This window comes from Bacillus sp. OTU2372, from assembly GCF_038440275.1.
GTDB lineage: Bacteria > Bacillota > Bacilli > Bacillales > Cytobacillaceae > Neobacillus > Neobacillus bataviensis_B.
Genome location: NZ_JASATK010000011.1, coordinates 109,274 through 135,686, shown reverse-complemented (window position 1 = coordinate 135,686; position 26,413 = coordinate 109,274). Strand labels below are relative to the sequence as shown.

The following is a 26,413-nucleotide window of genomic DNA, read 5'->3' as shown; positions in this document are numbered from 1 at the left end:
CTATTAAGTTAGTTAACGGTTGCCCAAGCAGAGCTACTTTGATTGCCGCTTGGATCGATGGCCAGCACTTCTAATTTTATGCCCCGCTTCTGAGGAGGTATAGCTGCTTTAAAGTTTCCATAACGATCACTTGTTGCCTGTCCAATCAGGTTAGATCCATAAAAAATATAAACCCCTGAACCAGCTTCTGCTTTTCCAGTGATAGAGGTGGAGGTACTTGTCACTTTACCTACGCTTGGAACAGCGGGAGCCGTTACATCCATTATCGTTACGGAAGTTCCCGCACTGCGATTCCCAGCTTTATCGATCGCATAAACCGTTAAGATGGTACCTGCTTTTTTTCCTGCTGTGAGTTTAATAGTGAAGGAACCTGTACTTGAAGCAGTGATTTGCCCTATCAAGGAGGATCCTTGTTTTATCTCAACTCGAGCGTTTCCTTCAGTTGTTCCATTAATAATCGTTTGGTTATCCGCTACGGAATAAACAGTTGGTTTTCCCGGAGCTGTTTTATCAATCACTGTAACGGTAGTGCCTACACTCTGATTTCCGGCAGCATCTTTCGCATAAACCGTTAATTTTGTACCTGCCATTTGTGTGGGAGTTGTCACAGTAAAATATCCAGCCGAGTTGGCTTTATTACTACCAATAGTGATGCTTCCTTTTTTTACAGTAATCGTTGAATTCGCTTCTGCCTTACCACTAACACTCTTATCATTATTGTCAACCGTATAAACCGTTGGCTTTGCTGGTGGCGTTCTGTCAACAACTGGCGGAGTATAGAATGGGTTTGCTACTCTAAATTGGGTGACATCTGAGTAAAACAAATCAGTCGTATATTCAGAGACACCTACTCTCATATAAATGTAGGGCTGGCCTTGGTACATTGATTTAGGAACGTAAGAATTAAGCATACCGGCAGTCGCTCCATATGTATTAAAATTAGTTTCACCCGTGTACTGTAGAGTTCCTCCATTATTTTTTAGGAACTCAACCGTAAGATATGGATCTTTTAAGTATCCGTATTCGGATTGATATAAAATTTTAACATTCATTTGTGTGGTGGAATAATTGGAAACCGAATTAAAGGTTAAAGTGTGGTATGTATACCAGCTATCTAACAAGTAATCTACAAATGTATTGTTTCCTCTTAAGGGGTAATCCCCCGGGTTCACAGATAAAGATTTTTTTACTTGTCCAGGTAGAATGCTGGTGGTCATCTTGCTGTTGAAATTTTTAACTACGGGCTTAATTTCCTGCGCATGTGCATTGAGTGGTACAGCAATGAAACATAATAATAATAATAAACCTAGTAAAAACCTAAATTTCTTCAAACCCATCTGCTCCTTTAATCATAAATTTCTATAAAAAATAGTTCTTTATAAGGAATATTATAAACTATATTTTCCATAAAAAGAATGAAGTGGTGGTAAAAATTTGAAGATTAATAAATAAATTCTACTATTCCGAGAAGTGGAGATTAAATACTATAAACCTATATTATTTAGGGTGATGCTGCATCGAAAGGCCTCTGAATGTTTTGATAGTCATTTGGTTTAATTACAGTTCACTCAAATGTGGCGGGTTATGAAAAATAAACAATCTCTAAATCAACTAACTTTTAAAAAATAAAAAAACCGGGTTTCTTCTATTATATATGTAATAATAGCGGTTACATAAAGTTGATTAAAAAAAGCAAACTCTACGGAAGAGTTCGCTATTGGTTAGTAAAATATTTAATTAAGTAATTACTCCATACCTCATACCCTTTTTCACTTGGAGCGCTTTGATCTGGCTTTAGGTATTCTTTAAAGGCAGCGGAATTTGCATCCGGCCAAGCTGGCCAATGATCAAGATAGGCTATCTGATGTTCCTTGGCGAAGTTCTTCAAGATAGCTACCTGACTAGGATAGATTTTGGCTTGATAAAGTGGATAAGAGGGCTGAAGAATAAAGGTTGTGTCAGGGTTCTCAGCTCTAATATCATCCATAATCTTTGTTATATCCTTTAGGGTGTTCTCTGGTAATACTTCCCCGTTATTAAGTAGAATAAATGGCTCTAGCACAATTAAATCTGCCTTTTCTGCTACTATTTCTGCTTGGTGATGATCACTAATAAACTTGGTGGAGGTAGAATCAAAGGTTTTTAACCCCACTTGAATATTCTTTTTCCCGAAAGTCTCGATTAGTTTTTCTTTTATTATCGGAAAACTACCTGTCTTTTCAGAGCCCATGGCAGGAGAGCCGACAAATAGAACTTTATACGTTCTTTTCTCTTTAAGGGCTTTTTCAAATGCATCGACAGCGGTTGATGGCCAATTAGTTGTAGAAGTTAATAGATCTTCTTGCGTCGTAGTAGAAGGATTCTTCGAGTTCTCGTCAGTTTGTGCCTGAGATGATGATGAAGCTTGATTCGATGCCGCTTCAATTTTTTTATTCCAATGAGAATGACCCACAAGAATGACTGCAATGCTGACAATACCCAATAATGTAGTTATGAACTTTCTCATTTATATGATACCCCCAAATTAATCTGCAAACCCATTATATCAAAAATGGATTTGAAAATTACTTCCAATTTCGATTTTTATCTACAAAAAATTACAATTCGGTGTAGAATAATAAAAGTGTTAAAGAAAAATACAAAGATATTACAAATACAAGAGAAAATTACAATTTTCGTCAACAATAGCCAATTTTATGCTATAATAACATTTGGTTTATTTTCGAAGAATAAAGGGAGGACAACATGAAAGAAACCTTAGGTTTAAAAGAGTTGTTGGGTATATTAAGAAAACGACTAAGTTTAATATTGGGTATTGCATTTGCTGCCATATTAATCAGTGGCCTGATTAGTTATTTTTTCTTAACACCTATTTATCAGACGTCCACGCAATTGCTTGTGAATCAGGCTAAGAGTGATAAAACCACTTACCAATATAATGAGGTACAAACCAATCTTCAATTAATCAATACCTACAATGTCATTATAAAAAGTCCCGCAGTTCTTGAGAAAGTTATTAAAGACTTGAATTTAAATATGACTGTTGCTGAACTAAATGAAAAAATTACAGTTCAAAACGAAAAAGAATCTCAAGTAGTTAACCTAGCTGTAGCCGATGAAAATGCTGCGACTTCTGCAAAGATTGCCAATAAAACAGCGGAAGTGTTTAAAAGAGAAATTGTAAAAATTATGAACGTTGATAATGTTAGTATCCTAGCAAAAGCGACTGTGACGAAAGAACTATCTCCAATTAAACCAAAACCATTAATCAATATTGCGATGGCATTGGTAGTGGGTCTTATGGTTGGGGTAGGGTTAGCGTTACTTCTTGAGTACTTTGACAATACAGTGAAAGAAGAGCAAGAAATTGAAAGACTTCTAGGGTTGCCAGTATTAGGTGTAATCACACAGATGGATAATTCAAAAGTAAATAATAGGAAAAGAAGTTCTGAAGGAAATAGTAGATTAAGAGGTGAGACCATTGGCTCTTAAAAAAAATAATAGAAAACCTATAATGAATAATAAAAGAAATCTCATTACTATGTTTGATCCGAAGTCACCTATTTCAGAACAGTACCGAACCATTAGAACGAATATTCAATTCTCTTCCATAGATAGTGAAGTAAGGACTTTAATGGTTACATCAACAGGTCCTGGAGAGGGTAAATCCACAACCGCAGCCAATCTAGCCATTGTTTTTGCCCAACAAGGTAAAAAAGTATTGCTTGTAGATGCAGATTTAAGAAAACCAACAGCTCATTATACTTTTAATCAGACCAATACATTTGGTTTAACAAGTGTTTTATCGAAGCAGATGACTCTAGAAAAGGCTGCCGAAGGAACAAATGAAAAGAATCTTTTTGTACTATCAAGCGGTCCTATACCGCCTAATCCAGCAGAATTGCTAGGCTCAAAAGCAATGGAGCAGTTTTTTAAGGATGCACAAGAAGTTTTTGATGTGGTGCTATTTGATACCCCACCATTGCTAGCAGTAACTGATGCTCAGCTGTTAGCGAATAAATGCGACGGTACAATTTTAGTAGTCTCCAGTGGGAAAACGATAAAAGATCATTTAGTGAAAGCGAAAGAACTGCTTGATGCAGCACAAAGTAAATTGTTAGGTGTCGTTTTAAATAATAAGGAAATGAAAGAAACAAATTACTACTATTATTATGGAGAAAAGTAACAAGTTTCGACAATTTTCACCTCTTTACCTTATGTAGGTATAGTGTTACCATAAAAAAAGTTGTTTGATATTGTCAAAAAATTGGGAGGGTGTGTGTACCATGGTGGATATTCATTGTCATATATTGCCAGGGATTGACGACGGAGCAAAAGATCTCTCAGACAGTATAGCGATGGCTAGGGAAGCTGAAGAAGAAGGGATTCGTACCATTATCGCCACCCCTCATCTAAATAATCAATATAATAACCGTAAAGATTTAATCGTAACCAAAGTGACCGATTTAAACCAGGCATTAAAGGATGCAGGGGTTAATGTTACGATTCTTCCAGGGCAAGAGCCCCGGATTTATGGTGATATTATTGAAGATTTTGAAAAAAATGAGATTCAGACTTTAAATAATAGCCAATATCTTTTTATTGAATTTCCCTCAAACCATGTCCCTAGATATGCGGAACAACTATTATTCGATATTCAATTAAAAGGGTTAACCCCAATTATTGTCCATCCTGAAAGAAATTCAGAACTTATAGAAAAGCCTGAGTTACTCTATAAATTGGTTGAAAAGGGTGCCTTAACCCAAGTTACAGCATCAAGTCTGTGCGGTTATTTTGGTAAAAAAATCAAGAGCTTTTCTATGCAAATAATAGAGGCAAATTTAACTCACTTTATTGCTTCTGATGCCCATAATATTAATAATCGTACCTTCAAAATGATGGAAGCTTTCGATTTCATAGAACAAGAATATGGAACTGATTATCTTTATCTATTTAAAGAGAATGCGGACTTGCTTGTTGAAGGGAAAAATATTATGAAGGAAATCCCGATGCCAATTAGAAAGAAAAAGAAGTTTATTTTCTTTTAAGTAAAGTTAACAACCGATTAGGCTGACACAAATATACTTATTATCTAAATTAGGTTATACCTAATTCGGCGAGGCTCCCTGTCCGTTATCTATGGGGGCACTCGACCATGCTTTGGGAAGAGGATCCATATCCTCATTCTTAGATGCTTGTCGTCGATAGCATGGTGTGAGGATGGGTTAGATGCCCGCTTTAAATATAAAAACAACATAAATATCTAATGAAAAGGCACGTCTGAAAGCACTTGCAATTCCATTGGGTATTTATTTTTTTGTCCTTTTCTTTGAAGGGCGAAAGAGTTTAATAGATAGAATCTTAAATATGGGGGAATTAAGTTGAAAAAAGTAAGAAAAGCAATTATACCAGCAGCAGGTCTTGGAACTAGATTTTTACCAGCAACAAAAGCTATGCCAAAAGAAATGTTACCAATCGTTGATAAGCCAACGATCCAATATATTATAGAAGAAGCTGTGGCAGCCGGAATTGAAGATATTATCATTGTTACTGGTAAGGGGAAGCGTGCCATCGAAGACCATTTTGATATGGCGATGGAGCTTGAGGAAAACTTAAAAGAAAAGAAGAAATTTGATCTTTTGGAAAGAGTTCAATTTGCTACGAACCTAGCAGATATCCATTACATCCGTCAGAAAGAACCAAAAGGACTTGGACATGCAGTGTGGTGTGCGCGTAACTTTATTGGAAACGAACCTTTTGCTGTCCTATTAGGAGATGACATTGTTCAAGGTGATACTCCTTGTTTACGCCAATTGATTGATCAATATGAAGAGACTTTTTCTTCAGTTATTGGTGTTCAAACAGTTCCTGAACAAGAAACAAATCGCTATGGTATTATTGATCCTGCTTCACAAGAGGGTAGATTGTATCAGGTGAATAATTTTGTTGAAAAACCAAAAGCAGGCACAGCGCCTTCGAATTTAGCCATTATGGGCAGATACGTTTTAACTCCAGAAATCTTTATGTTCCTTGATCAACAAGAACAAGGAGCAGGCGGCGAAATTCAATTAACAGATGCCATTCAAAAACTGAATCAGATTCAAAGAGTGTTTGCTTATGATTTTGAAGGCAAAAGATATGATGTTGGTGAAAAATTTGGATTTGTTAAAACAACTGTGGAATTCGCACTTCAACATGAAGACCTTCATGATGACATGATAGATTATTTAAAAAATCTAGTTTCTTCATTAGAAAAAGAAAAAGTAATGTTATAAGGGAAGGAAGAGGTCAAGAGTGTCTGAATTAGCGAATCAAGAGGCAACTTATCTAGTTAAAGATTTAGGTAATCTATCAAAAGAGAAAAAGTCCTACTTAGCAGCAAAGAGGACGATTGATATCATCGGTTCGTTATGTGGAATCCTTGTATTAAGTTTGCTATTTATTATGGTAGCTATTCTTATTAAATTGGAAGATCCAAAGGGTTCAGTTTTCTTTTCCCAAAAGAGAATCGGATTAAATGGAAAAGAATTCAAAATGTATAAATTCCGCTCCATGGTTTCAGATGCAGAGGAAAGACTAAAGGAACTCTTAAAATATAATGAAGTGTCCGGTGCTATGTTTAAAATGAAGGACGATCCACGAATCACAAGGATAGGGAAATTTATCCGGAAAACTAGTATTGATGAACTTCCACAACTTTTTAATGTATTAAAAGGGGATATGAGTTTAGTTGGACCCCGTCCGCCGCTTCCACGAGAGGTAGCTGAATATTCCGATTATGATAAACAACGTTTATTAGTCGTTCCAGGATGTACAGGTCTTTGGCAAGTCACCGGACGAAATAGTGTCGGTTTTGAAGAAATGGTGGAATTAGACATACAATACATTCAGAGTAGAACCGTATTATTTGATGTGAAAATCATTGCTAAAACGGTATTAGTATTGTTTGGTTCGAAAAATGCATTCTAAATAGTGTGGATTTACAATGAAATGGTTATTACAAGTGATTTTGAATAGTAAGGTTGCTGCCAGAGAATACATTAGTAAAACACAAGTTAGGAGAAAAAATGCGTATTTTACACATTGGAGAGTATGCAAAGGGTGGAGTTGCTACCTACCTTGAGGAAGTAATCCACTTTCAACAGAATGAATTTGGTGAAGATAATGTTTATTTAGCCGTTAGCGACTATAATTCAGAAACATTTAGTTTTATTCCAAAACAGAATATCAAAAGATATTCCTATAGAAGATGTCTTAAAAATCTTTTCTTATTACCTTTTAAGTTAAAAAGAATCGTGGAAAGTATCAATCCTGATGTAGTACATTTGCATAGTACATTCGCGGGATTTGCTTTCCGCCTTTTAAAGAAAAGCAAAAAGTGGAAGGTAATTTATACGCCCCATGGCTGGGCATTTAATCAAGAAACAGCAGACGTGAAGAAAGATATCTTTGCATTAGCCGAAAAGGCTTTAGTCGCCAAAGCAGATCGAATAACGGACATTTCAAAGTTCGAAATGCAGACGGCAATCGAAAGAAAGATTGATAAGGATAAAATTACATTAATTTATAATGGAATTTCCGAAAAGAAAGCTGCAGGAAATCATGCCAATTTTGAAGTGAATAACAATAAGATTAATTTATTGTTTATTGGCAGATTTGATAAACAAAAAGGGTTAGATTTATTGCTTACCTTTTTTTCTACTTATATAACAAATCAAATTGAGTTGTATGTGATTGGTGAAAGTGTAATCGCGAAAGAAACAGAGTTTGTCTACCCGGATAATGTCCATTTTATAGGTAAAGTGGATAATTCTTTAATAGACGAATATATACAAAAGGTAGATGCCTTGATTGTGCCATCTCGCTGGGAAGGTTTTGGCTTAGTTGCGGTAGAAGCGATGAGAAATAAAAAGCCAGCCATCGTAAGTAATAAAGGGGCCTTACCAGAGGTAGTTGGAAATAAAGCTTGTGGATATGTATTTGATTTAGATCACCTGGATACTTTAAAAAAGATATTGGATAATGTTTCTAAAGAAACTCTCAAGGATATGGGTGAGAAAAGTTATCAAAGGTATTTGGAAATGTTCACAAGTGAAAAAATGAACAAATCGATTGTCGAACTCTATAAAGAAGTACGAAAAGAATAGTAAAAATACCCAAGGTTGGTGCAAAAGCACGAATCTTGGTTAAGGAGATTGTATAAATGAATGGAGTAAGTGTGATTATTCCAATTTATAATGTTGAAAAATACATTAAGCACTGTTTAGAATCAATTGTTACAAGTATGAAGGACTTTTCAAATATTCAAGTGATCCTTGTAAATGACGGTACGAAAGACCAATCTGGAGAAATAGCAGAAGAGTTTGCAAAAGAGCATTCGAATTTTTGTTACGTAACCAAGGAAAATGGCGGTTTATCAGATGCAAGGAACTTCGGCCTTCAATACGTGAAATATGACTATGTTACGTTTATAGACAGTGATGATTTTATTGGTGAAGAGTATTTTACTGAAGTAGTAAATGCATTGAAGTCTGATCCAGATATGATTGTTTTTGACTGGATGGATATTATTGATGATCAACCCCATGCAACCGTGAAGGGGATAGATAATCCAGATTCCTTATGGACGGTTCAGCCAAGTGCCTGGAACAAGGTATATAAAGCATCCTTTTTTGATCAAGTTAAATTTCCAAAAGGGAAAATCTATGAGGATGTAGGGACTATCTATAAATTATTATATGATGTGAATGACTTTACCTATATTAATAAGCCGTTATATATGTACAGAAAAAATAGAGATGGAAGTATTCTAACAACTATTTCTCCTAAAATAAATAACATTTATGAAGTCTTAGACGACACCTACTCATATTATAAAGATAAAAATCTTTTGACCAAAGAGGTTAAGGATGGCCTATGTTATCAATATGTGAAGTTATTGATGTGGTCGAATATGTATAGACAATTAAAGTTTTTTAAGTTTAATTTCATGGGCTTCTTTAAAAAAATGAAAGAAACAAGAAGAATCGTCGTGGAGAAATTTCCGAATTGGAAAGAAAATCAGTTGTTGCTTGAGAACTCCGATTATTTTATTAATCGCTTAGGTAATGGATATATTCATTCTCTGGATCGTCTGGGTAAAAATATGTTCAGCACGATGAGTACCATTATGTTTTTAGTTCAGAAAAACATTAAGAGAAGTTGATTTGAGGAGAAAGAATGCAAATATATATTTATCTTATATTATTAATAATATTGATTGGGATATACACTGACCAAGACATCATTCAAATACAAGATCGGATCGTCATCAATCCAAATGTATATTTATTATTTTCGTGTCTAGTCCTCTTTTCTTTTTCTGCATTGAGACATGGAATTGGAACGGACTATGTCCTTTATAATGGAATCTATCTTTCTGGGGTGGAAAGAGAATTAAATCTTGGTTGGCTATTCTCATCCATTAGTGATTTATCAAGAAAGCTTCATATCAATTATCAGTGGTTTTTAGCATTTAATGCGTTATTATATATGTCTGCTGTTTATCTCTTAATTCGTTTATTTTCTCCTTACAAGTATATTTCATTACTTATACTTCTAGGCTCATATAGCTTTTTTTCTAGTATGAATACATTTAGACAATTTAGTTCGATCTCACTTGTTATTTTTGCACTTGTTTTATTTTATAAGTATAAAAAAATATACTTGAGTATTTTAATTTATATATTAGCGATAGCGATGCATAATAGTTCACTTTTATTTGCCCCGTTATTTCTGTTAAATATTATAAAGTTTGAAACCAAAGGATATTTAATTATTCTCGGTATTTGTTTTCTGTCCTTTTTTGGGCTGCCTGATAGTCTTAAATCTGAAATTTTTACTTCCGTTTTAAAATTGAATAGTTTCTTTTATGAAAAGTATTCTAGTTCAGAACTCTCCATTTTCGCAGAAGGGGCTGAACGAGGACTTAATAATAGATTGTTTTATTTATTTTATTGGATTGTGACGTTTGTATATATCTTTAGAAAATCCAAATTAAATGAAAATATCGACTGGATCGATAAAATATTCTTATTTTATTTCTTATTTAATAGCTTTATGCCTTTTTCAACTCTTGTTGAACGACTTTCTTATCTTTTTGACTTATTTTCAATCATTATATTTCCTAGATTTATTAATATACAGGAAACTGATTTTAACAAAAATATCTTTAAGGTTGTCATTGCTTTAATATTTATTTTCAGAATGATTTCCGTACTTTTAAAAAATGGAGATGGAGTAGTTCCTTATAGCTCTATTTTATTGATTTTCTAGGATGGAAGAGAGGAGAATTATTCTGGAGCCTTTAGTATCAATAATTATTCCAGTTTATAACGTAGAAAAGTATTTAAATCGTTGTTTGGATTCCGTTGTTGGTCAAACATACAAAAATTTAGAAATCATCATTATTAATGATGGCTCACCTGATCGTTCATTAGAGATTGCCGAAACCTATAGTCATAAAGACGACCGGATTATTTTGATATCCCAGGAAAACGGCGGACAAGCAAATGCTAGAAACCATGGTTTATCCATATACCGTGGGGAATATGTCCTTTTTGTGGACAGTGATGACTGGATCAATTTGGACTGTGTCGAAAAATGTGTAAAAAAAGCCATCCAGACGAAGGCAGATATCGTCATTTTTGATTGGAATACGGTCAAAATAGGTCATGTTGTCTATGAAAAGGCAGGGTTAGAATTAGCGGATAGCCAATCCCACCCATGGAATAAAATGTACGCTAAGAAAGTATGGGAGGGTTATTCGTTTCCTGAAGGAGTCTGGTATGAGGACTTGGGAATCGTACCAATCGTTGTGGGATTGAATGGCAAAAGGGCCAAACTTGATGAAGCATTGTACAATTATGATTTTACAAGAACGGATTCGCAATCCCATCAGCTAAACAATGAAAAGAATATGGATATTATCAAGATGCTGGAATTGGTTTATGCTGCATTGGACGGGAAGGTTGAAAAGGAACAACTCGAATCTCTTTATATCAAACATTTAATGCTTGGTTTAGTGTTACGTAAAATTTTGGTCTATAAAGAACTGGATAGTAACGCACTGAAAAAGGCCTTGGATTATATGAATAATAAATTCCCACAGTGGGAATCCAATAAATATTATTTAGAGAAAACAGGTAAACAAACGATAATAGAAAAAGCCATTTTCTCTTTACTTAAAAAACATCTTTATAAAACGTCACGTTTTACATGGGTCACCATTAATAATTTCTATAAATATATGTTCAAGATGAAAAAACGTTTCAGCCCCAATGGATAAATCAAACAATATGGTAGAAAATAAAGGATTGAAAAAATGAAAAAAGTAATGATTCATGCTTATACAGAGTTTAATCTAGGCGATGATTTATTTATAAAGATTCTGTGTGAACGATATCCGAACACAGAATTCGTCTTATATGCACCAAGACAATACAAAGAACTATTTAAAAACATAAAGAATATTAGTTTTTCCCCCAGTGATTTACTTGTTATCAGAGGAACGAACTTCATCCTTAGAAAATTTAAGGTTCCTAATTTCTTCCGCAGTCTAGCAGCCAATGGCTGCGATGGTGCGGTCTATATTGGCGGTTCTCTATTTATCCAAGAAGATAACTGGAATAAACACCTAGAAAACACAAAAAGTATGATGATCAAAGATAAACCGTTTTTCCTTCTAGGTGCCAATTTTGGACCGTTTTCCGATCAGCAATTCTACAATAAATATAAAGAATTATTTAAACAATATGCGGATATCTGTTTTAGGGAAAAACATTCTTATGAATTATTTAAGGACCTCGACAATGTTAGGGTTGCAGATGATATCATCTTTCAATTAAAGACTCAACCTTTGAGGGAAGAAGATAAAAATATCGTCATATCTGTAATCAAGCCATCCTTCCGAGAAGAACTATCTCATTTTGATGAAATTTATTATCAAAAAATGAAGGATACAGCGGTCTATTTTATTGAAAAGGGTTATCGAGTGACGCTGATGTCATTCTGTGAATATCAAGGTGACGTGGAGGCAATAGAAAAAATTACGAGTTTGATTCCAAAGCAATACTTAAATAAGGTTGATTCCTACTCGTATAAATTAGATATTGAGGAACCTTTAGAGATCATAGGAAAAGCAAATTTTATTGTGGCTACTAGATTCCATTCCATGATTTTAGGTTGGATTTATAATAAACCTGTCTTCCCAATTGTGTATAGTAAAAAGATGACCAATGTGATGACAGATGTTGGGTTTAATGGACTTTATGCGGAATTGAAAAATATTGGTGAGTTGAAGCCGGAAGATATCTTTGAAGGAATGCAGACCAATTTGATCGATGTTGCGAAACAAGTGAAGGATGCAGAAAGACATTTTGAAGTATTGGATCAATATGTATCCAAATAATGAGTAAGGAAAATGATCATGGGTAGAGAGAAAACGTTAGTTAAAAATTCCATCATATACCTGATTGGTAATTTTGGTTCAAAGTTCCTTGGGATTTTAATCATTCCATTATATACACATTACTTAAATACAGAACAATTTGGTTATTTTGACTTGGTCACTTCTTATATAACCTTGCTATTACCGCTTGTTACGTTTCAGATTACGGATGCACTCTATCGGTATTTATTAGATTCAAACGATAGGCTGGAATCTTCAAAAATAATAACGAATTCCTTTCATATTATGCTGCGTAATTTAATTATTTTAAATGTACTTGCGGTGGTTTTATTCCAGTTTATTGATTTTGATTATAAGTATCTCTTTTTACTTCAGCTCGATACCTTAGTGCTCTATACGATTTGGATTCAAACGGCTAGGGGACTGAAGGAAAATATCTTGTATTCTGTTTCTGGTGTAATCTTTACGATTGTCTCTTTAGCATCTAACCTGTTTTTTATCATTTACATGGGTATGGAAGTCAAAGGATTAATTTACTCCAATATTCTTGCTTCGGTTATAACTTTTATTTATGTAGAATACAAACTACGATTATCCAAGTATTTTAGTTTTAAATATGTAAGCAAGGATTATAATGGAAAGTTAATCAAGTTCTCCCTACCTTTAATTCCAAACATTATAAGCTGGTGGGTCATGAATGTTTCGGATCGAACGTTATTAAACCACTATATTGGGATGGATGCGAACGGATTATATGCCATTGCCAATAAATTTCCTTCGATTCTCCTGATGCTGAATACAATTTTTTCGTTAGCATGGCAGGAGTCGGTCATCACGGAGGCCAAATCGAAAGGAAATAATGAGTTCTATACCAAGATGTTTAATTATTACATTACCTTTCAATTTACGGGCGTCATTATCTTTCTTTCCATGACGAAGTTTCTAATGCAATTTTTAGTGGATGAAAGCTATTTTATCTCTTGGAAGTATATTCCTTTCCTTTACTTAGCAACAATATTTTCGGGATTCTCATCTTTTTATGGAGCCAGCTACTTAAGTTCAGAAAAGACCATGGGATCCTTTTATACATCGGTACTAGGGGCCGTAGTAAATTTAATCTTTAATATTGCTTTAATACCAGTCATCGGGATTCAAGGTGCTTCTGTGTCTACCATGTTAGCCTTTTTAATGATGTGGGCGGCGAGAATGTACAATACAAGGAAATACTTTAAAATCCAGATTGATATTAAAACATTGGTGGAGTTATCGGTTCTTACGACCGTTTATGTATTCTTATATTATTATGAAAACACCGTTTTACAGATTGTTTTATTTGTCCTAGCATTAGCTATATTTGCTTTTTATAATAAAATGCTATTATTAAAAGTAAAAGATGTACTTTTTAGTAAGCTTAAGTTTCTTAACAAAATAAAGGCTTAAAAGTTAACAAGGCAGCGTCCGAAGACGCTGCCTTGTTTTGTTATTCTATCACCAGATAAGCTGGTATGGAGGATAGTTGCAAATGAATTTGATCGTTTGGCCACTTTACTGACTGTTCTTTTCCATAAAGGGTCACGAATTTTCCTGTTCCCGAAGGAAGGGATAATGTGATTCGATGGGTAGGATTGGTGGTCCAGAAAATATAGATCTTCTTTTTCTCTTTATTTACAAATTCAAAAATATAGTCGTCTTGATGGATGTTGTTTGTGATTCGTTTACTATATCGATATCCATTTAAAAGCTTGGTTAAATTCGAGTAGGCCAGATACGATGATTTTGGCTGATAATTATTCTTTAGTAAACCATAATTATGTTCTTTGGTAGTCGAATCTACACCGTCATTTCTCCAGTCATACCAAATACTTATGGGAATTTGTTCTGAAGCATTTAGAGTAAGCATCCTAACTAGAAACTCGGCTTGTTTTTGTTCGTTGATTACAAAATTCCCTGAATAGGAATTCACCGCAAACCCCCATTCACCAGAGAAAATAGGAAGCGGTTTGTCTGAATATTTCTTGACAAGACTCTTTATTTTTTGGTAATCACGAAGAACCGTTTCCGGTTTCATATTATTATACGGATGAACCGATATAGCATCTAGACTTGAAAGGACCTTCGTCCGCTTTAAAAAGTTTTCTAACCAGTCAAGCGGCTCTGCGGAGGTTCCTGATAAAGCAGGAGCCACCACTAATCCACTTTTATCATAACGTTTGATCAATGGTGCGACTTGATCCACTAAAAGACTGTAATTAACATAACTTGTCTGTTCATTCCAATAGGATGGATGATTGGGTTCATTCCAGATTTCCCATACACTCTGTTGATTCTTATATCTACTTACAACAGCTTTCACATAATTACTAAAAGCCTTTCGTCCTTTTTCTGTTAAAATGGCTGTTTTATCTTCGTAAAGTTTATTGGAGTAATCAAGTATATAATAGGGCCTGATATGATTTTTTATCAAAGTTTTGTTTAATTCATCATATCTTTCAAATTTATAGTGGCCTTTCTTTTTTTCAATTTCCCGCCATGTGAGGTCAATTCGAACCCACTTGATATTGGCTGCCTTCATTTTTTGTATATCCTGCTTACTCAACTCTCCATGCATACTTACTCCAAACGTATTTGGTAACGTCTTGGGTATAACCTTATGGGTGTCTAATTTCGTAGGATTTTCTTTTTCGCTGCATCCTGCTAAGGTAATCATAAAAATAATAATAGGTACCACAACTAATTTTCTTAACATTTTAAATTTCATTCTTCTCTTAACCCCTATATCACTGCTGCATTTTTATCCTTTACATGGATAAATAAACTCCCAATGGATTGACAGTTCTGTCATCTATCATAACATACAATTTGAAAATTTTAGACGCTATGGTCCTAAATAGGACTATAGTAACAAGTGCAATCCTTTTCTTTAATAATAGATTGATTTATTAATTTAAAAGTAAATTAATGTTAAAATAGATGATAGAAAATTATATTAATAGAATGGAGGCTTAATGGTTGAAAGTAATTTTACTAAGAGTAGGACTATTGACTGGCATCATTTTCTTAGGTTTCTTTTACAAAGAAGCCTCAGCAGCAGAGACATGGGCATCCAAATGTGCAGCATATGGAGAGATTCAACCCAATCAAAATCCCGCTTTTCAGCATTTGAACTGTTTATTGACAAATGCAGCATTAGCAGCAAACATCCCTCCTGAAGTTGTCAAGGCGGTGGCTGCAAAGGAAAGCGATTGGAGGCAATTTGAGAACGGACAGCCTTTAGTTTCTCCTGATGGCGGAATTGGTATTATGCAAATTACGAATCAAACAGGATATGACGAACAGAGTTTAAAAAATGACATCTACTATAATATCCAAGCAGGGATCGATATTCTGAGTTATATGTACGGCCGAAAAGATTTACCGAAGATAAAGGGTGCAGGGCAAGAAGTTATTGAAAATTGGTATTTTCCAATCATGGCTTATAACGGAACGAAACCTATCAACAGTCCGCTTTATCAGGCAACGGGAGAAAGAAATACAGATGCCTATCAGGAGAAGGTCTTAGCCCTTGTGGAACAAAACGATTTTTTAGGTGATACTAAATTGGGGCAATACCCTTTTAGTACAGCTGACTTTGATTATGATCCAAACAGTGATGAAAATATTGTATTCAAAAAGTTGGAATATATATTATCGGATCGATTACATACTTCTAACTATCACTTTCAGACTGGAGACAGCGTGTTTGTAACAGAGGATGGTGTGGGTTTAAGGTCAAGAGCAAGTAAATTATCCGATGGGACTACACTCGCTAAGAATACCATCCTAACGATTGATGGAAATTTTACTTATGATCAATCAGAAGACAATGAAAATCAATTTGTGTGGTATCCAGTGAAAAGCTTGGATAACAAGTATGCAGGTTATATATCTTCTGCTTATATTATGAAAGCAGGAAAAGTAACCAGTTTAAGTGTTGCTGCCAATAAGGTAAGTCCGCAAGTTGTTGGTACTTCAGTGGATATCACCGCAACATCAACTGGGAGCAGCAACCCGGATTATCGGTTTTATGTAAAGGATGCGGCAGGAAATCTTACTACGCTGCAGGAATATGGAGCAAGTAATTCAGCAACCTGGACACCGACTAAGCCTGGAACTTACACCATCATTGTCCATGCCAAGGATATGAGTAAGTCTGGTGGGAATACCTTCTATGAAGCTCGGACCGAAATGACCTACCAGGTAAACGGGAAGGTAATCAGTGTAAATGTGCAGGCAGATAAGCCAGCGCCTCAAAACGCAGGGACTACCATCCAGTTGAAAGCTGAGTCACAAGGCAGTCCAACTCCGGAATATCGGTTCTATGTACGAGATGAAAAAGGCAGCCTAACAACTCTTCAGGAATATGGAAGCAGTGATACAACGACATGGACACCAACCACAGCGGGTACTTACACGATTATTGTTCATGCTAAAGATAAGAATAAGTCCGGTGGAAGTACCTATTATGAAGCACGGACAGAAATGACCTACCAGGTGAGTGGGAAGGTAACCAGTGTGAATGTACAGGCGGATAAGCCAACGCCTCAAATGGCAGGCACGTCTATCCAATTGAAAGCTGCATCACAAGGCAGTCCAACTCCGGAATATCGCTTCTATGTACGAGATGAAAAAGGAAACTTGGCGACTCTTCAAGAATATGGAAGCAGTGATACAACGACATGGACACCAACAAAAGCAGGAACGTACACGATTATTGTTCATGCGAAGGATAAGAATAAATCCGGGGCGAATAGCTATTATGAAGCGCGAAAAGAAATGGTGTACAAAGTAAGTCCAGCCCAAGTAATCAGTGTTAATTTACAGGCAGACAAGGCCAGCCCACAGTTGGCAGGCACCTCCATTGTATTAAAGGCTACTTCGCAAGGAAGTTCGGAACCTGAGTATCGATTCATGATTAGAGATGCTAGTGGAAACCTTACAACATTGCAGGAGTATGGAATAGGGGATACGGCCACATGGACACCAACAAAAGTAGGAACTTATACGATTATCGTCCATGCGAAGGATAAAAGTAAGTCAGGGGCAAATTATTTCTATGAAGTCCGAACAGAAGTAATTTATAAAATCAATTAGCTTTTAATAGTTTAATACACGTTAAACCAAAACGTCTTTCTTATTCGAAAGGCGTTTTATTAATGTTAATATGAAAAATCTTGTAGAAAAGTTTATTATATAAATAGTAATATAGGTAAATAGTAATATTTAAATTACATAAGAGGTGAGTAGATGAAGAAAAAGCCTAGAAGAGTTTTCATTTCATTATTGGTACTTTCAATATTAATCAGTTTGGCATTGCCTCAAAAATTTCTAGCTGAAGTAGATACTGCCCCGCCAACATTAGAAAAAGTAGAACTTACCAAAACAGAAATATCTGCTGGTGAGTCTAACACAATATATATTACGCCAAAAGATGAAATTTCTGGTATAAAGTACGTATCTTTTAGAGCGGAAAGCCCATCGGGAAAGCATGCATATGGAGCAAACATTTGGTCAGTTGACAGCCAAGGAAGGTGGTATGGAACAATTCCTATCAATGAATATTCCGAAGGTGGTACATGGAAGATTGATAGTATATCATTGACAGACAATGCGGGCAATACCAAGTACTTTTATTATGGGAAAGATTATACTGCAGATTTTATTGTGGATAGTCCTAATGCAGACATAACAGCTCCCATATTGGAGAAAGTAGAGCTTAGTAAAACTGACATGTCTGCAGGAGAAAGTAATACCATTTATATTACACCGAAAGATGAAATTTCCGGTATTAAGTATGTATCCTTTAGAGCAGAAAGCCCTTCAGGAAAACACGCATATGGAGCAAATATCTGGAATATCGATGGGCAAGGTAGATGGTATGGGTCTATTCCAATAGATAATAATTCTGAAAGTGGTTTATGGAAGATTGATTCAATATCATTAACAGATAATGCTGGAAATACTAAGTATTATTATTATGGAACCGATTATACAGCAGATTTTTTTGTTAATAGCCTAAATGTTGATTTAAAGCCTCCAACATTAGAAAAAGTGGAGCTTGGAAAAACCGCCCTTTTTGCAGGAGAAAATAACCTAATCTACATTACTCCAATGGATGAGATTTCAGGAGTAAAGTATGTTTCTTTTAGAGCGGTGAGCCCATCGGGAAGCCAGGCATATGGTGCAAATATCTGGAATATCGATGGACAAGGAAGATGGTATGGTTCCATTCCAATCAATGCAAATTCGGAAATTGGAAAATGGAAGATTGAAAGCATTTCATTAACAGATAATGCGGGGAATACAAAGTATTATACATATGGACGAGATTATACCGCGGATTTTGTTGTGAAGAGCATAAATACTAAAGTTAATACAGTTAACCTTACCGTAAGTCTCCCAAGTTCACAAAAAGCAGGAACGCCTATTATTTTGAAGGCCACTTCTAAAGGAAGTGATATGCCAGAGTATCGTTTTTTTCTTCGAGATGAAAAAGGAAACTTGACGACTCTCCAGGAATACGGAAGTCCAGATACGTATACTTGGACTCCTACAAAGGCAGGAACATACACTATCATTGTCCACGCAAAGGACAAAAGTAAAACAGGAACTAATTATTACTATGAAGCTCGGGCAGAAATGAATTACAAAATAGATCCTGCTAAAGTAACCAGTGTTGGGTTGTCTGCAAGTAAACCTTCTCCACAGGTAGCAGGAACAATAATCAATTTTAAGGCAGAATCACAAGGTAGTCCAACTCCAGAATATCGCTTCTATGTTCGAGATGAAAAAGGAAACCTTACGACCCTTCAAGAATATGGAAGCAGTGAAACAACGACATGGACACCAACAGCAGCTGGGACTTACACGATTATTGTTCATGCCAAGGATAAGAATAAATCCGGTGCTAATAGCTATTATGAAGCACGCACAGAGATGGTGTATAAAGTAAGCCCAGCCAAAGTAACGAGTGTGAATTTACAGACAGACAAGGCCAGCCCTCAGTTGGCAGGCAGCACCATTATATTTAAGGCTTCTTCACAAGGAAGTCCGGAACCTGAGTATCGATTCTTTATTAAAGATGCTAGTGGTAACCTTACAACATTGCAGGAGTATGGGATAGGGGATACTACCACATGGATACCAACCAAAGCAGGATCTTATACGATTATCGTCCATGCAAAGGATAAAAGTATATCTGGGGCAAATTATTTCTATGAAGCTCGAACAGAAGCTGTCTATAAAATAGAATAATTTTACTAGTTAGTCATTTATGTTAGAACGTCTTTCCAACAGGGAAGGGCGTTTTTTTGTTATATTTTTCTAGTGACGAATTGTAAAATTTTTGTAGAATAATAGGGGATCCAATAGTAATATTAGGATGGTAAAATTCTAGGAATTGTAATTTATAAAGGGGAGTGAAAAAGGGGATATGAAGACGGGCTCTAGTAGAGTTTTCATTTTACTGCTGGTAATTTCAATATTAACCAGCATAGCTTTACCTCATCGATCTTTTGCTGATTCTGACGCGACTCCGCCAGCATTAGAAAAGGTGGAGCTAAGCAATTCAGAAATAACAGCGGGGGAGAGTAATATCATCTATATCACAACAACAGATGATTTATCTGGAGTAGATTATATCTGGTATCAGGTTAAAAGTCCTTCTGGGAACCAAACCTATTCAACGATCAGCCGTACAAGAGATACGCAAGGCAGATGGTATGGGTCGATTCCAACAAATATATATGCTGAAAGTGGAACGTGGAAGATTACAGCCATTGCCTTGCAGGATAAAGCCGGAAATTCAAAATTCTACTACTACGGACAGGATTATACAGCAAACTTTATAGTAAACAATGAGAATGGCGATGCAACAGCCCCGGTATTGGAAAAAGTGGAGTTGGGTAAAACGGAAATCAAAGCAGGAGAAAGTAATACAATCTATATTACGACAAAAGATGATCTATCTGGAGTAGATTATATCTGGTATCAGGTTAAAAGTCCTTCTGGAAGCCAAACTTATTCAACGATTAGCCGGACAAGAGATACGCAAGGCAGATGGTATGGATCCATTCCGACCAATATAAATGCTGAAAGCGGAACGTGGAAGATTACGGCCATTGCCTTGCAGGATAAAGCCGGAAATTCAAAATTCTACTACTACGGACAGGATTATATAGCAAATTTTATAGTAAACAATGAGAATGGAGATGCAACAGCCCCAGTATTGGAAAAAGTGGAGTTGGGTAAAACGGAAATCAAAGCAGGAGAAAGTAATACGATTTATATTACGACAACAGATGATTTATCTGGAGTAGATTATATATGGTATCAGATTAAAAGTCCTTCTGGTAACCAAACCTATTCAACGATAAGCCGGACAAGGGATACGCAAGGCAGATGGTATGGATCGATTCCAACCAATATAAATGCTGAAAGCGGAACGTGGGAAATTTCGGCTATTGCCTTACAGGATAAAGCCGGAAATTCAAAATTCTACTACTACGGACAGGATTATACACTTGGCTTTACAGTTAAAAATGAGCCCTCAAAAGTGAATTCGGTTACTCTGTCAACGGATCTTCCAAGTCCACAAAAAGCAGGTTCGAACATCCAATTAAAAGCAACTTCAGATGGCAGTGACACTCCAGAGTACCGTTTTATGATTCGAGATGAAAAAGGAAACCTGACAACTCTTCAGGAATATGGATCAAGTGATACAGCGGTATGGACACCTGCAAAAGAGGGAACATATACGATCATTGTTCACGCAAAAGATAAAAGTAAGTCTGGTTCAAACTACTACTATGAAGCAAGGTCAGAAATGATCTATAAGGTAGAACCAGCAAAAGTGACCAGCGTTGGATTAACAGTGGACAAACCTTCTCCACAATTGGCGGGAACCTCTATTAGCATAAAGGCATCCTCACAAGGAAGTCCAAATCCAGAATATCGATTCTTCGTTAAAGATGAAAAAGGTAACCTGATTACCCTTCAGGAATATGGAAGCAGTGATACAGCGACATGGACACCAACGGAACCAGGAACGTATACCATCATTGCTCATGCAAAGGATAAAAGTAAATCCGGAGCCAATAATTATTACGAAGCTCGCAGTGAAATGGTCTATAAGATTAATGCTGGAAAAGTATCAAGCGTTTCAGTGCTTGCCAGCAAGTTATCACCACAGGTGGAAGGCACAACCATCAGTTTAAAAGCTGGGTCACAAGGCAGTGCAAACCCAGAATATCGTTTCTATATTCGAGACGAACAGGGGAATCTAACGACCCTACAGGATTTTAGCAGCAATGATACAGCGACATGGGTCCCAACAAAGCCAGGAACGTATACGATTATTGTCCATGCGAAGGACAAATATAAAACTGGATCGAGTAGTTACTATGAAGCTCGGACAGAAATAGTCTACAAGGTGAATTCGGCAAAAGTGACGCAGGTAAGTATGCTGGTAAGTAAGCTGTCCCCTCAATTAGCGGGTACCGCTATCAGTATCAAGGCAGAATCACAAGGAAGTCCAAATCCAGAATATCGTTTCTATATTAGAGACGAACAGGGTAACCTCACAACCCTGCAGGAGTATAGCAGTAATGATTCAGTGGCATGGACCCCAACAAAGCCAGGGACTTACACCATAATTGTTCATTCAAAGAACAAATATAATTCAGGATCGAATTATTATTTTGAAGCTCGGACAGAAATGATTTATCGTGTAGATTAAGATAGTTAAATTAAAAAAGCTACCATCGGCAATCACATAATTATGATTGCCGATGGTAGCTTTTGTCTATTTATTACTGAAAATTATTAGTTATATATTTTACCTGTTCTTGGTTAATAACAATTTGATAGTTGTTTGCTTCTAATATATCATCGTAAAGCTTCTTACTTTCACCACGTATTTGGTGATAAGCCAACTGTGTTTTTGGATCGAAATCCTTTGCAGTTAGTCCAAGGCTTAACATATCAGATGTCGACATATTAGTAGCAATTACAAATTGCGGGATCGTTTTAACAAGGGCTGGCAATTTTGTAATATTGCTAGGACTTAGAGCTTTTTTTGCAATTCCTTTTAGCGCCTCTTCTTGTAATTGCTGGCGCCCGTATTCACCGTTTTTAAGGGAATAACGCTCATGGACAACCTCTGCGACCATTTTTCCATCAAATGAATGAGTACCAGCACTAATTACTTTGTTTTGATTCTCACCATACCATGGATGAGTTAGTTTCACATCGAAAGGTACTTCCATTTTGATTCCGCCTAATGCATCAACCATTGATTGAAAGCCCCAATAGTTGGTTTCGACATAATAATTAATAGGGACACCCATAAATTCACTAACAGCTTCAACCGCAGCTTCTACACCTTTTTGAGAGCCATGTTTAGCTTGCATGATATACTGAACACTTGTTAGTTTTGTGTACCCATAGCCATCTAAGTGGACACGGGTATCACGAGGAATGCTGACTGCTTGATACTTATTTTTATTTAAATCTACATGAACTAGGACCATTGAATCAGAATGTCCTAATTTATCGCCTTTTCTTTGATCGGATCCTATTAAAAGCACATTAAATACAGGTGTTTTTACTTCAACATTTTCATCCGCGGCAGTGGAACCAGATGTCTTCTTTGCTCCCACTACAGGTACCGTTGCAAAATGATTCTTAGGCTGTAATTGATAGTATTCATATCCAAATGCAGCAACTCCTAAAACAAAGATTCCTAGAATGCTAAAGCCAAGAATTATCCACTTTCTTCTTCCATTTTTCTTCATTTTTTCCTCCGATGTATTTTATATGAACTTGATTATTAATTTAGACTTATAATTACTGACTAATCTTACTATTTTTGGAGATTCGGTTCAATATAATTAAATTGGTAATACGTAATATTTGTAGAAAATTCACGAATCAAAATTGGAAATTTGTGGGTAAATAGTAAGCGTTATTTTGCTGAATGTCAATATTCCTAGAGACCATCGCCCCTGAATGGGTATTCATCTTTATAAAAATTGTAAAAAAATTAATTCAAAATTCCTAATACCCCTTCAATTTTCTTACAAAAAGGTGTTTAATAGATAAAGAGCATTTAATGTGACACAAATGTTAAAAATATGACAATTTATGATACAATCATTTTGCACGTTTTATAAAACAGGGAGGACATCATGGAAGAAACAATTGATTTAAAAGAAATATTACAACTATTAAGAAAACGGCTGTTCTTAATACTTGCTATAACCATCGTAGCTGGTATTTTGATGGCACTGGTCAGCTTTTTTTATTTAACCCCCATTTACCAATCATCGACAAAATTATTAATTAACCAAACGAAAAGTGACTTAACAACACAAAATTCATCCAATTTACAGTCAGAGGTACAAGGGAATTTACAATTGATTGATACCTATAACGAAATTATTAAGAGTACTGCGATTCTTGATAAGGTTGCTGATAAGCTTGGTACTGGTATTACATCGGCACAATTAAACAATGAAATTTCAATTGCAAGTACGGAGAATTCGCAAGTCATAACAATCGTCGTACAGGATGCTAATGCTAAACAAGCAGCAAAAATAGCAGATACGACAGCAGAGGTTTTCCAAGCGGAAATCGTAAAAATTATGAAAATAGATAATGTAAATATCCTTGACTATGCAAAGGTAGACCTATCGCCGATTAAACCTCGATCATTAATGAATATTGCCATTGCTCTTGTGGTTGGTTTAATGGCTGGAGTAGCGGTTGCATTCTTACTACATTATTTTGATCGGACCCTAAAAACGGAAAAGGATATCGAAAATGAATTAGGACTTCCAGTCATCGGTCTGATTTCGAAAATAGACGAGTCGAAATCAGTTGATTTCAATCGAGGAAGTTCAAAAAGAACAGCAGCAAGGAGTGAAAATTTTGGCTCTTAAAAAGAAGAAACTTACAAATCATTCAGTAAATAAAAATAAACTAGTGGCAAGTCTTAACCCAAAGTCACCGATTACGGAGCAATTTCGCTCTTTTAGAACGAATATTCAATATTCATCGGTAGATGAGGAATTAAGGACTATTATGGTAACTTCTTCAGAACCCGGAGAAGGGAAATCTACGACAATTGCAAATTTAGCCGTTGTATTTGCTCAACAAGGAAAAAAAGTATTAATTGTCGATGCCGATCTACGGAAACCTACCTTACATTATATCTTTAATGTGAATAATACATTTGGGTTTACCACTGTACTGACAAAACAAAAGACTTTATTAAAAGCAATAGAACAAACGGAAGAAGAAAACTTATTCTTGCTAACCAGTGGACCTACTCCCCCGAATCCAGCAGAACTATTGAGTTCCAAATCGATGGAGCAGTTTATCGTAGAAGCAAAAGAAGAGTTTGATATGATTTTATTTGATACTCCGCCATTGTTAGCTGTTGCAGATCCACAAATCATGGCTAACCAATGTGATGGATCTGTTCTAGTTGTCCTGAGTGGGAAAACGGAAATTGACCATGGTAAAAAAAGCAAAGATTTACTAGAAAACGCAAAAGCTAAATTACTAGGCGTAGTCCTTAACCAGGTAGAAGCGGAACAAGGTGGATACTACTATTATTATGGCGGCTCTAGCAGCAAAAAAAATTAGTTCAGGGCTCCATTTAAGGGGTTCTGACTCCAAAAAGACTAGGAAGAGTATTTTAATAAGGTGTCGAACAAAAGCTGCAAACTTTACTAAACATCAATTTCAGGATGAATTACCTGAACGGCGAGGCTCCCCTGTCCGTTATCCATGGGGGCACTCGGTCATACTGTGGGTCATAGAAAAGGCCTTAGACGCGTGTCGTCAATAGCATGATGTGAGGACGGGTTAGATGCCCATTTAAAACTAGTAAATATCTAATGAAAGAATAAGCGGATGAATTCGCTTGCAATTCCATTAGGTATTTATTTTTTTGCCCCAGTACTTTAATGGAGCAAAGAGTTCAGTAGATAAACAAATGAAAATTGGGGGGTATATGGTTTGAAGAAAGTTAGAAAAGCAATCATCCCTGCAGCTGGGCTAGGGACTAGATTTTTACCAGCAACAAAGGCAATGCCGAAGGAAATGTTACCAATCGTTGATAAGCCGACTATTCAATACATAATTGAAGAAGCAGTAGCGTCAGGTATTGAAGATATTATAATCGTTACAGGTAAAGGCAAGCGTGCCATCGAGGATCACTTCGATATGGCAATGGAGCTAGAGGAAAACTTAATTGGAAAGAAAAAATTTGATCTGCTAGAAAAGGTTCAATTTGCAACGAATCTAGCAGATATCCATTATATCCGCCAAAAGGAACCTAAAGGACTTGGACATGCGGTATGGTGTGCAAGAAACTTTATTGGAAATGAGCCATTTGCGGTTCTTTTAGGCGATGACATTGTTCAAGGCGAGACACCTTGCCTACGTCAGTTAATTAATCAGTACGAAGAGACTTTCTCTTCTGTTATTGGCGTTCAATCTGTACCTGATCAAGAGACGCACCGTTATGGGATTATTGATCCTTCTTCACAGGACGGAAGATTATATCAGGTTAACAACTTTGTAGAAAAGCCAAAACCAGGTACAGCCCCATCGAATCTAGCAATTATGGGCCGATATATATTGACCCCAGAAATTTTTATGTTCCTTGAAGAGCAAGAAAAAGGCGCTGGCGGAGAAATCCAATTAACAGATGCGATTCAAAAATTAAATCAGATTCAAAGAGTATTTGCTTATGATTTCGAAGGGAAACGGTATGATGTGGGTGAAAAGTTTGGTTTTGTCAAAACAACTGTAGAATTTGCCTTGCAGCATAAAGACCTCCATGATGACATGATTGATTACTTGAAAAATCTCGTTTCTACTTTAGATAAAGAAAAAGTCATCTTATAGATAGAGAAGGAA

The 26,413-nt window shown here is 35.9% G+C and carries 21 protein-coding genes; 17 read left to right on the top strand and 4 right to left on the bottom strand.

The genetic code is table 11. From position 1 onward, the window contains the following. Positions 1–8: 8 nt before the first annotated feature. Complete coding sequence (locus AAHB15_RS17970; RefSeq protein WP_342043011.1) at positions 9–1,331, bottom strand: Ig-like domain-containing protein; 1,323 nt, start codon at positions 1,329–1,331, stop codon at positions 9–11. Positions 1,332–1,714: 383 nt separating this feature from the next. Further along, positions 1,715–2,506 (bottom strand): SGNH/GDSL hydrolase family protein, encoded by a 792-nt coding sequence (locus AAHB15_RS17965; protein ID WP_342043010.1) that lies wholly within the window; start codon positions 2,504–2,506, stop codon positions 1,715–1,717. Between the two features lie 239 nt (positions 2,507–2,745). On the opposite strand from AAHB15_RS17965, the gene AAHB15_RS17960 reads away from it, so the two are divergent. From AAHB15_RS17960 to AAHB15_RS17910, 11 genes are all read left to right on the top strand, one after another. Further along, positions 2,746–3,492, top strand: coding sequence for a YveK family protein (locus AAHB15_RS17960; protein ID WP_342043009.1), 747 nt, complete (start codon positions 2,746–2,748; stop codon positions 3,490–3,492). Next, positions 3,482–4,186: a CpsD/CapB family tyrosine-protein kinase gene (locus AAHB15_RS17955; protein WP_446715882.1), complete on the top strand. Its 705-nt coding sequence runs from the start codon at positions 3,482–3,484 to the stop codon at positions 4,184–4,186. The genes AAHB15_RS17960 and AAHB15_RS17955 overlap by 11 nt, the downstream gene beginning before the upstream one ends. 100 nt (positions 4,187–4,286) lie before the next feature. Further along, positions 4,287–5,048: a tyrosine-protein phosphatase gene (locus tag AAHB15_RS17950; RefSeq protein ID WP_342043008.1), complete on the top strand. Its 762-nt coding sequence runs from the start codon at positions 4,287–4,289 to the stop codon at positions 5,046–5,048. A 333-nt stretch (positions 5,049–5,381) separates the two neighbouring features. Beyond that, positions 5,382–6,275: a UTP--glucose-1-phosphate uridylyltransferase GalU gene (gene galU, locus AAHB15_RS17945; RefSeq protein WP_342043007.1), complete on the top strand. Its 894-nt coding sequence runs from the start codon at positions 5,382–5,384 to the stop codon at positions 6,273–6,275. 19 nt (positions 6,276–6,294) lie between these two features. Continuing rightward, on the top strand, positions 6,295–6,969 hold the full coding sequence (locus AAHB15_RS17940; protein ID WP_342043006.1) for a sugar transferase: 675 nt from the start codon (positions 6,295–6,297) through the stop codon (positions 6,967–6,969). A 98-nt stretch (positions 6,970–7,067) separates the two neighbouring features. Next, positions 7,068–8,147: a glycosyltransferase family 4 protein gene (locus AAHB15_RS17935; RefSeq protein ID WP_342043005.1), complete on the top strand. Its 1,080-nt coding sequence runs from the start codon at positions 7,068–7,070 to the stop codon at positions 8,145–8,147. A 56-nt stretch (positions 8,148–8,203) separates the two neighbouring features. Beyond that, the gene (locus tag AAHB15_RS17930) at positions 8,204–9,205 is read left to right on the top strand and encodes a glycosyltransferase family 2 protein (protein WP_342043004.1); all 1,002 of its coding nucleotides are present in this window, start codon (positions 8,204–8,206) and stop codon (positions 9,203–9,205) included. 14 nt (positions 9,206–9,219) lie between these two features. Next, positions 9,220–10,314 (top strand): EpsG family protein, encoded by a 1,095-nt coding sequence (locus AAHB15_RS17925; protein ID WP_342043003.1) that lies wholly within the window; start codon positions 9,220–9,222, stop codon positions 10,312–10,314. Between the two features lies 1 nt (position 10,315). Beyond that, a complete protein-coding gene (locus AAHB15_RS17920; protein WP_342043002.1) occupies positions 10,316–11,326 on the top strand; it encodes a glycosyltransferase family 2 protein in 1,011 nt (336 codons plus the stop codon). 36 nt (positions 11,327–11,362) lie between these two features. Then, positions 11,363–12,448: a polysaccharide pyruvyl transferase family protein gene (locus tag AAHB15_RS17915; protein ID WP_342043001.1), complete on the top strand. Its 1,086-nt coding sequence runs from the start codon at positions 11,363–11,365 to the stop codon at positions 12,446–12,448. A 12-nt stretch (positions 12,449–12,460) separates the two neighbouring features. Further along, the gene (locus tag AAHB15_RS17910) at positions 12,461–13,888 is read left to right on the top strand and encodes a lipopolysaccharide biosynthesis protein (protein WP_342043000.1); all 1,428 of its coding nucleotides are present in this window, start codon (positions 12,461–12,463) and stop codon (positions 13,886–13,888) included. 40 nt (positions 13,889–13,928) lie between these two features. Here AAHB15_RS17910 and AAHB15_RS17905 read toward each other — a convergent pair whose 3' ends face one another. After that, complete coding sequence (locus AAHB15_RS17905) at positions 13,929–15,206, bottom strand: cellulase family glycosylhydrolase (protein ID WP_342042999.1); 1,278 nt, start codon at positions 15,204–15,206, stop codon at positions 13,929–13,931. Positions 15,207–15,457: 251 nt separating this feature from the next. Between AAHB15_RS17905 and AAHB15_RS17900 the strand changes: the two genes are divergently transcribed. The 3 genes from AAHB15_RS17900 to AAHB15_RS17890 all read left to right on the top strand — a co-directional run bounded on the left by AAHB15_RS17900 (position 15,458) and on the right by AAHB15_RS17890 (position 22,220). Next, positions 15,458–17,578 carry a triple tyrosine motif-containing protein gene (locus AAHB15_RS17900; protein ID WP_342042998.1) on the top strand — a complete coding sequence of 707 codons (2,121 nt, stop codon included), beginning with the start codon at positions 15,458–15,460 and terminating at the stop codon, positions 17,576–17,578. A gap of 153 nt (positions 17,579–17,731) precedes the next feature. Further along, positions 17,732–19,738, top strand: a complete 2,007-nt coding sequence (locus AAHB15_RS17895) for a triple tyrosine motif-containing protein (protein WP_342042997.1) — start codon at positions 17,732–17,734, stop codon at positions 19,736–19,738. 178 nt (positions 19,739–19,916) lie between these two features. Further along, on the top strand, positions 19,917–22,220 hold the full coding sequence (locus AAHB15_RS17890; RefSeq protein ID WP_342042996.1) for a triple tyrosine motif-containing protein: 2,304 nt from the start codon (positions 19,917–19,919) through the stop codon (positions 22,218–22,220). Between the two features lie 73 nt (positions 22,221–22,293). On the opposite strand, the gene AAHB15_RS17885 is transcribed toward AAHB15_RS17890, so the two are convergent. Beyond that, positions 22,294–23,277, bottom strand: a complete 984-nt coding sequence (locus tag AAHB15_RS17885; protein WP_342042995.1) for an LCP family protein — start codon at positions 23,275–23,277, stop codon at positions 22,294–22,296. A 393-nt stretch (positions 23,278–23,670) separates the two neighbouring features. Here AAHB15_RS17885 and AAHB15_RS17880 point away from each other — a divergent pair, with 393 nt between their 5' ends. The 3 genes from AAHB15_RS17880 to galU (AAHB15_RS17870) all read left to right on the top strand — a co-directional run bounded on the left by AAHB15_RS17880 (position 23,671) and on the right by galU (AAHB15_RS17870) (position 26,401). Further along, the gene (locus tag AAHB15_RS17880; RefSeq protein ID WP_342042994.1) at positions 23,671–24,423 is read left to right on the top strand and encodes a YveK family protein; all 753 of its coding nucleotides are present in this window, start codon (positions 23,671–23,673) and stop codon (positions 24,421–24,423) included. Further along, positions 24,413–25,132: a CpsD/CapB family tyrosine-protein kinase gene (locus tag AAHB15_RS17875; protein ID WP_342042993.1), complete on the top strand. Its 720-nt coding sequence runs from the start codon at positions 24,413–24,415 to the stop codon at positions 25,130–25,132. The genes AAHB15_RS17880 and AAHB15_RS17875 overlap by 11 nt, the downstream gene beginning before the upstream one ends. Before the next feature lie 375 nt (positions 25,133–25,507). Next, the gene (galU, locus tag AAHB15_RS17870; protein ID WP_342042992.1) at positions 25,508–26,401 is read left to right on the top strand and encodes a UTP--glucose-1-phosphate uridylyltransferase GalU; all 894 of its coding nucleotides are present in this window, start codon (positions 25,508–25,510) and stop codon (positions 26,399–26,401) included. Positions 26,402–26,413 lie beyond the last annotated feature (12 nt).

Excerpts from the sequence above, each read along its gene's own strand:
- AAHB15_RS17960 (WP_342043009.1), top strand. The coding sequence starts at position 2,746 with ATGAAAGAAACCTTAGGTTTAAAAGAGTTGTTGGGTATATTAAGAAAA.
- AAHB15_RS17950 (WP_342043008.1), top strand. The coding sequence starts at position 4,287 with ATGGTGGATATTCATTGTCATATATTGCCAGGGATTGACGACGGAGCA.
- AAHB15_RS17920 (WP_342043002.1), top strand. The coding sequence starts at position 10,316 with ATGGAAGAGAGGAGAATTATTCTGGAGCCTTTAGTATCAATAATTATT.
- AAHB15_RS17890 (WP_342042996.1), top strand. The coding sequence starts at position 19,917 with ATGAAGACGGGCTCTAGTAGAGTTTTCATTTTACTGCTGGTAATTTCA.
- AAHB15_RS17925 (WP_342043003.1), top strand. The coding sequence starts at position 9,220 with ATGCAAATATATATTTATCTTATATTATTAATAATATTGATTGGGATA.
- AAHB15_RS17965 (WP_342043010.1), bottom strand. The coding sequence starts at position 2,506 with ATGAGAAAGTTCATAACTACATTATTGGGTATTGTCAGCATTGCAGTC.
- AAHB15_RS17935 (WP_342043005.1), top strand. The coding sequence starts at position 7,068 with ATGCGTATTTTACACATTGGAGAGTATGCAAAGGGTGGAGTTGCTACC.
- AAHB15_RS17910 (WP_342043000.1), top strand. The coding sequence starts at position 12,461 with ATGATCATGGGTAGAGAGAAAACGTTAGTTAAAAATTCCATCATATAC.
- AAHB15_RS17880 (WP_342042994.1), top strand. The coding sequence starts at position 23,671 with ATGGAAGAAACAATTGATTTAAAAGAAATATTACAACTATTAAGAAAA.
- AAHB15_RS17885 (WP_342042995.1), bottom strand. The coding sequence starts at position 23,277 with ATGAAGAAAAATGGAAGAAGAAAGTGGATAATTCTTGGCTTTAGCATT.
- AAHB15_RS17915 (WP_342043001.1), top strand. The coding sequence starts at position 11,363 with ATGAAAAAAGTAATGATTCATGCTTATACAGAGTTTAATCTAGGCGAT.
- AAHB15_RS17905 (WP_342042999.1), bottom strand. The coding sequence starts at position 15,206 with ATGAAATTTAAAATGTTAAGAAAATTAGTTGTGGTACCTATTATTATT.
- AAHB15_RS17895 (WP_342042997.1), top strand. The coding sequence starts at position 17,732 with ATGAAGAAAAAGCCTAGAAGAGTTTTCATTTCATTATTGGTACTTTCA.
- AAHB15_RS17930 (WP_342043004.1), top strand. The coding sequence starts at position 8,204 with ATGAATGGAGTAAGTGTGATTATTCCAATTTATAATGTTGAAAAATAC.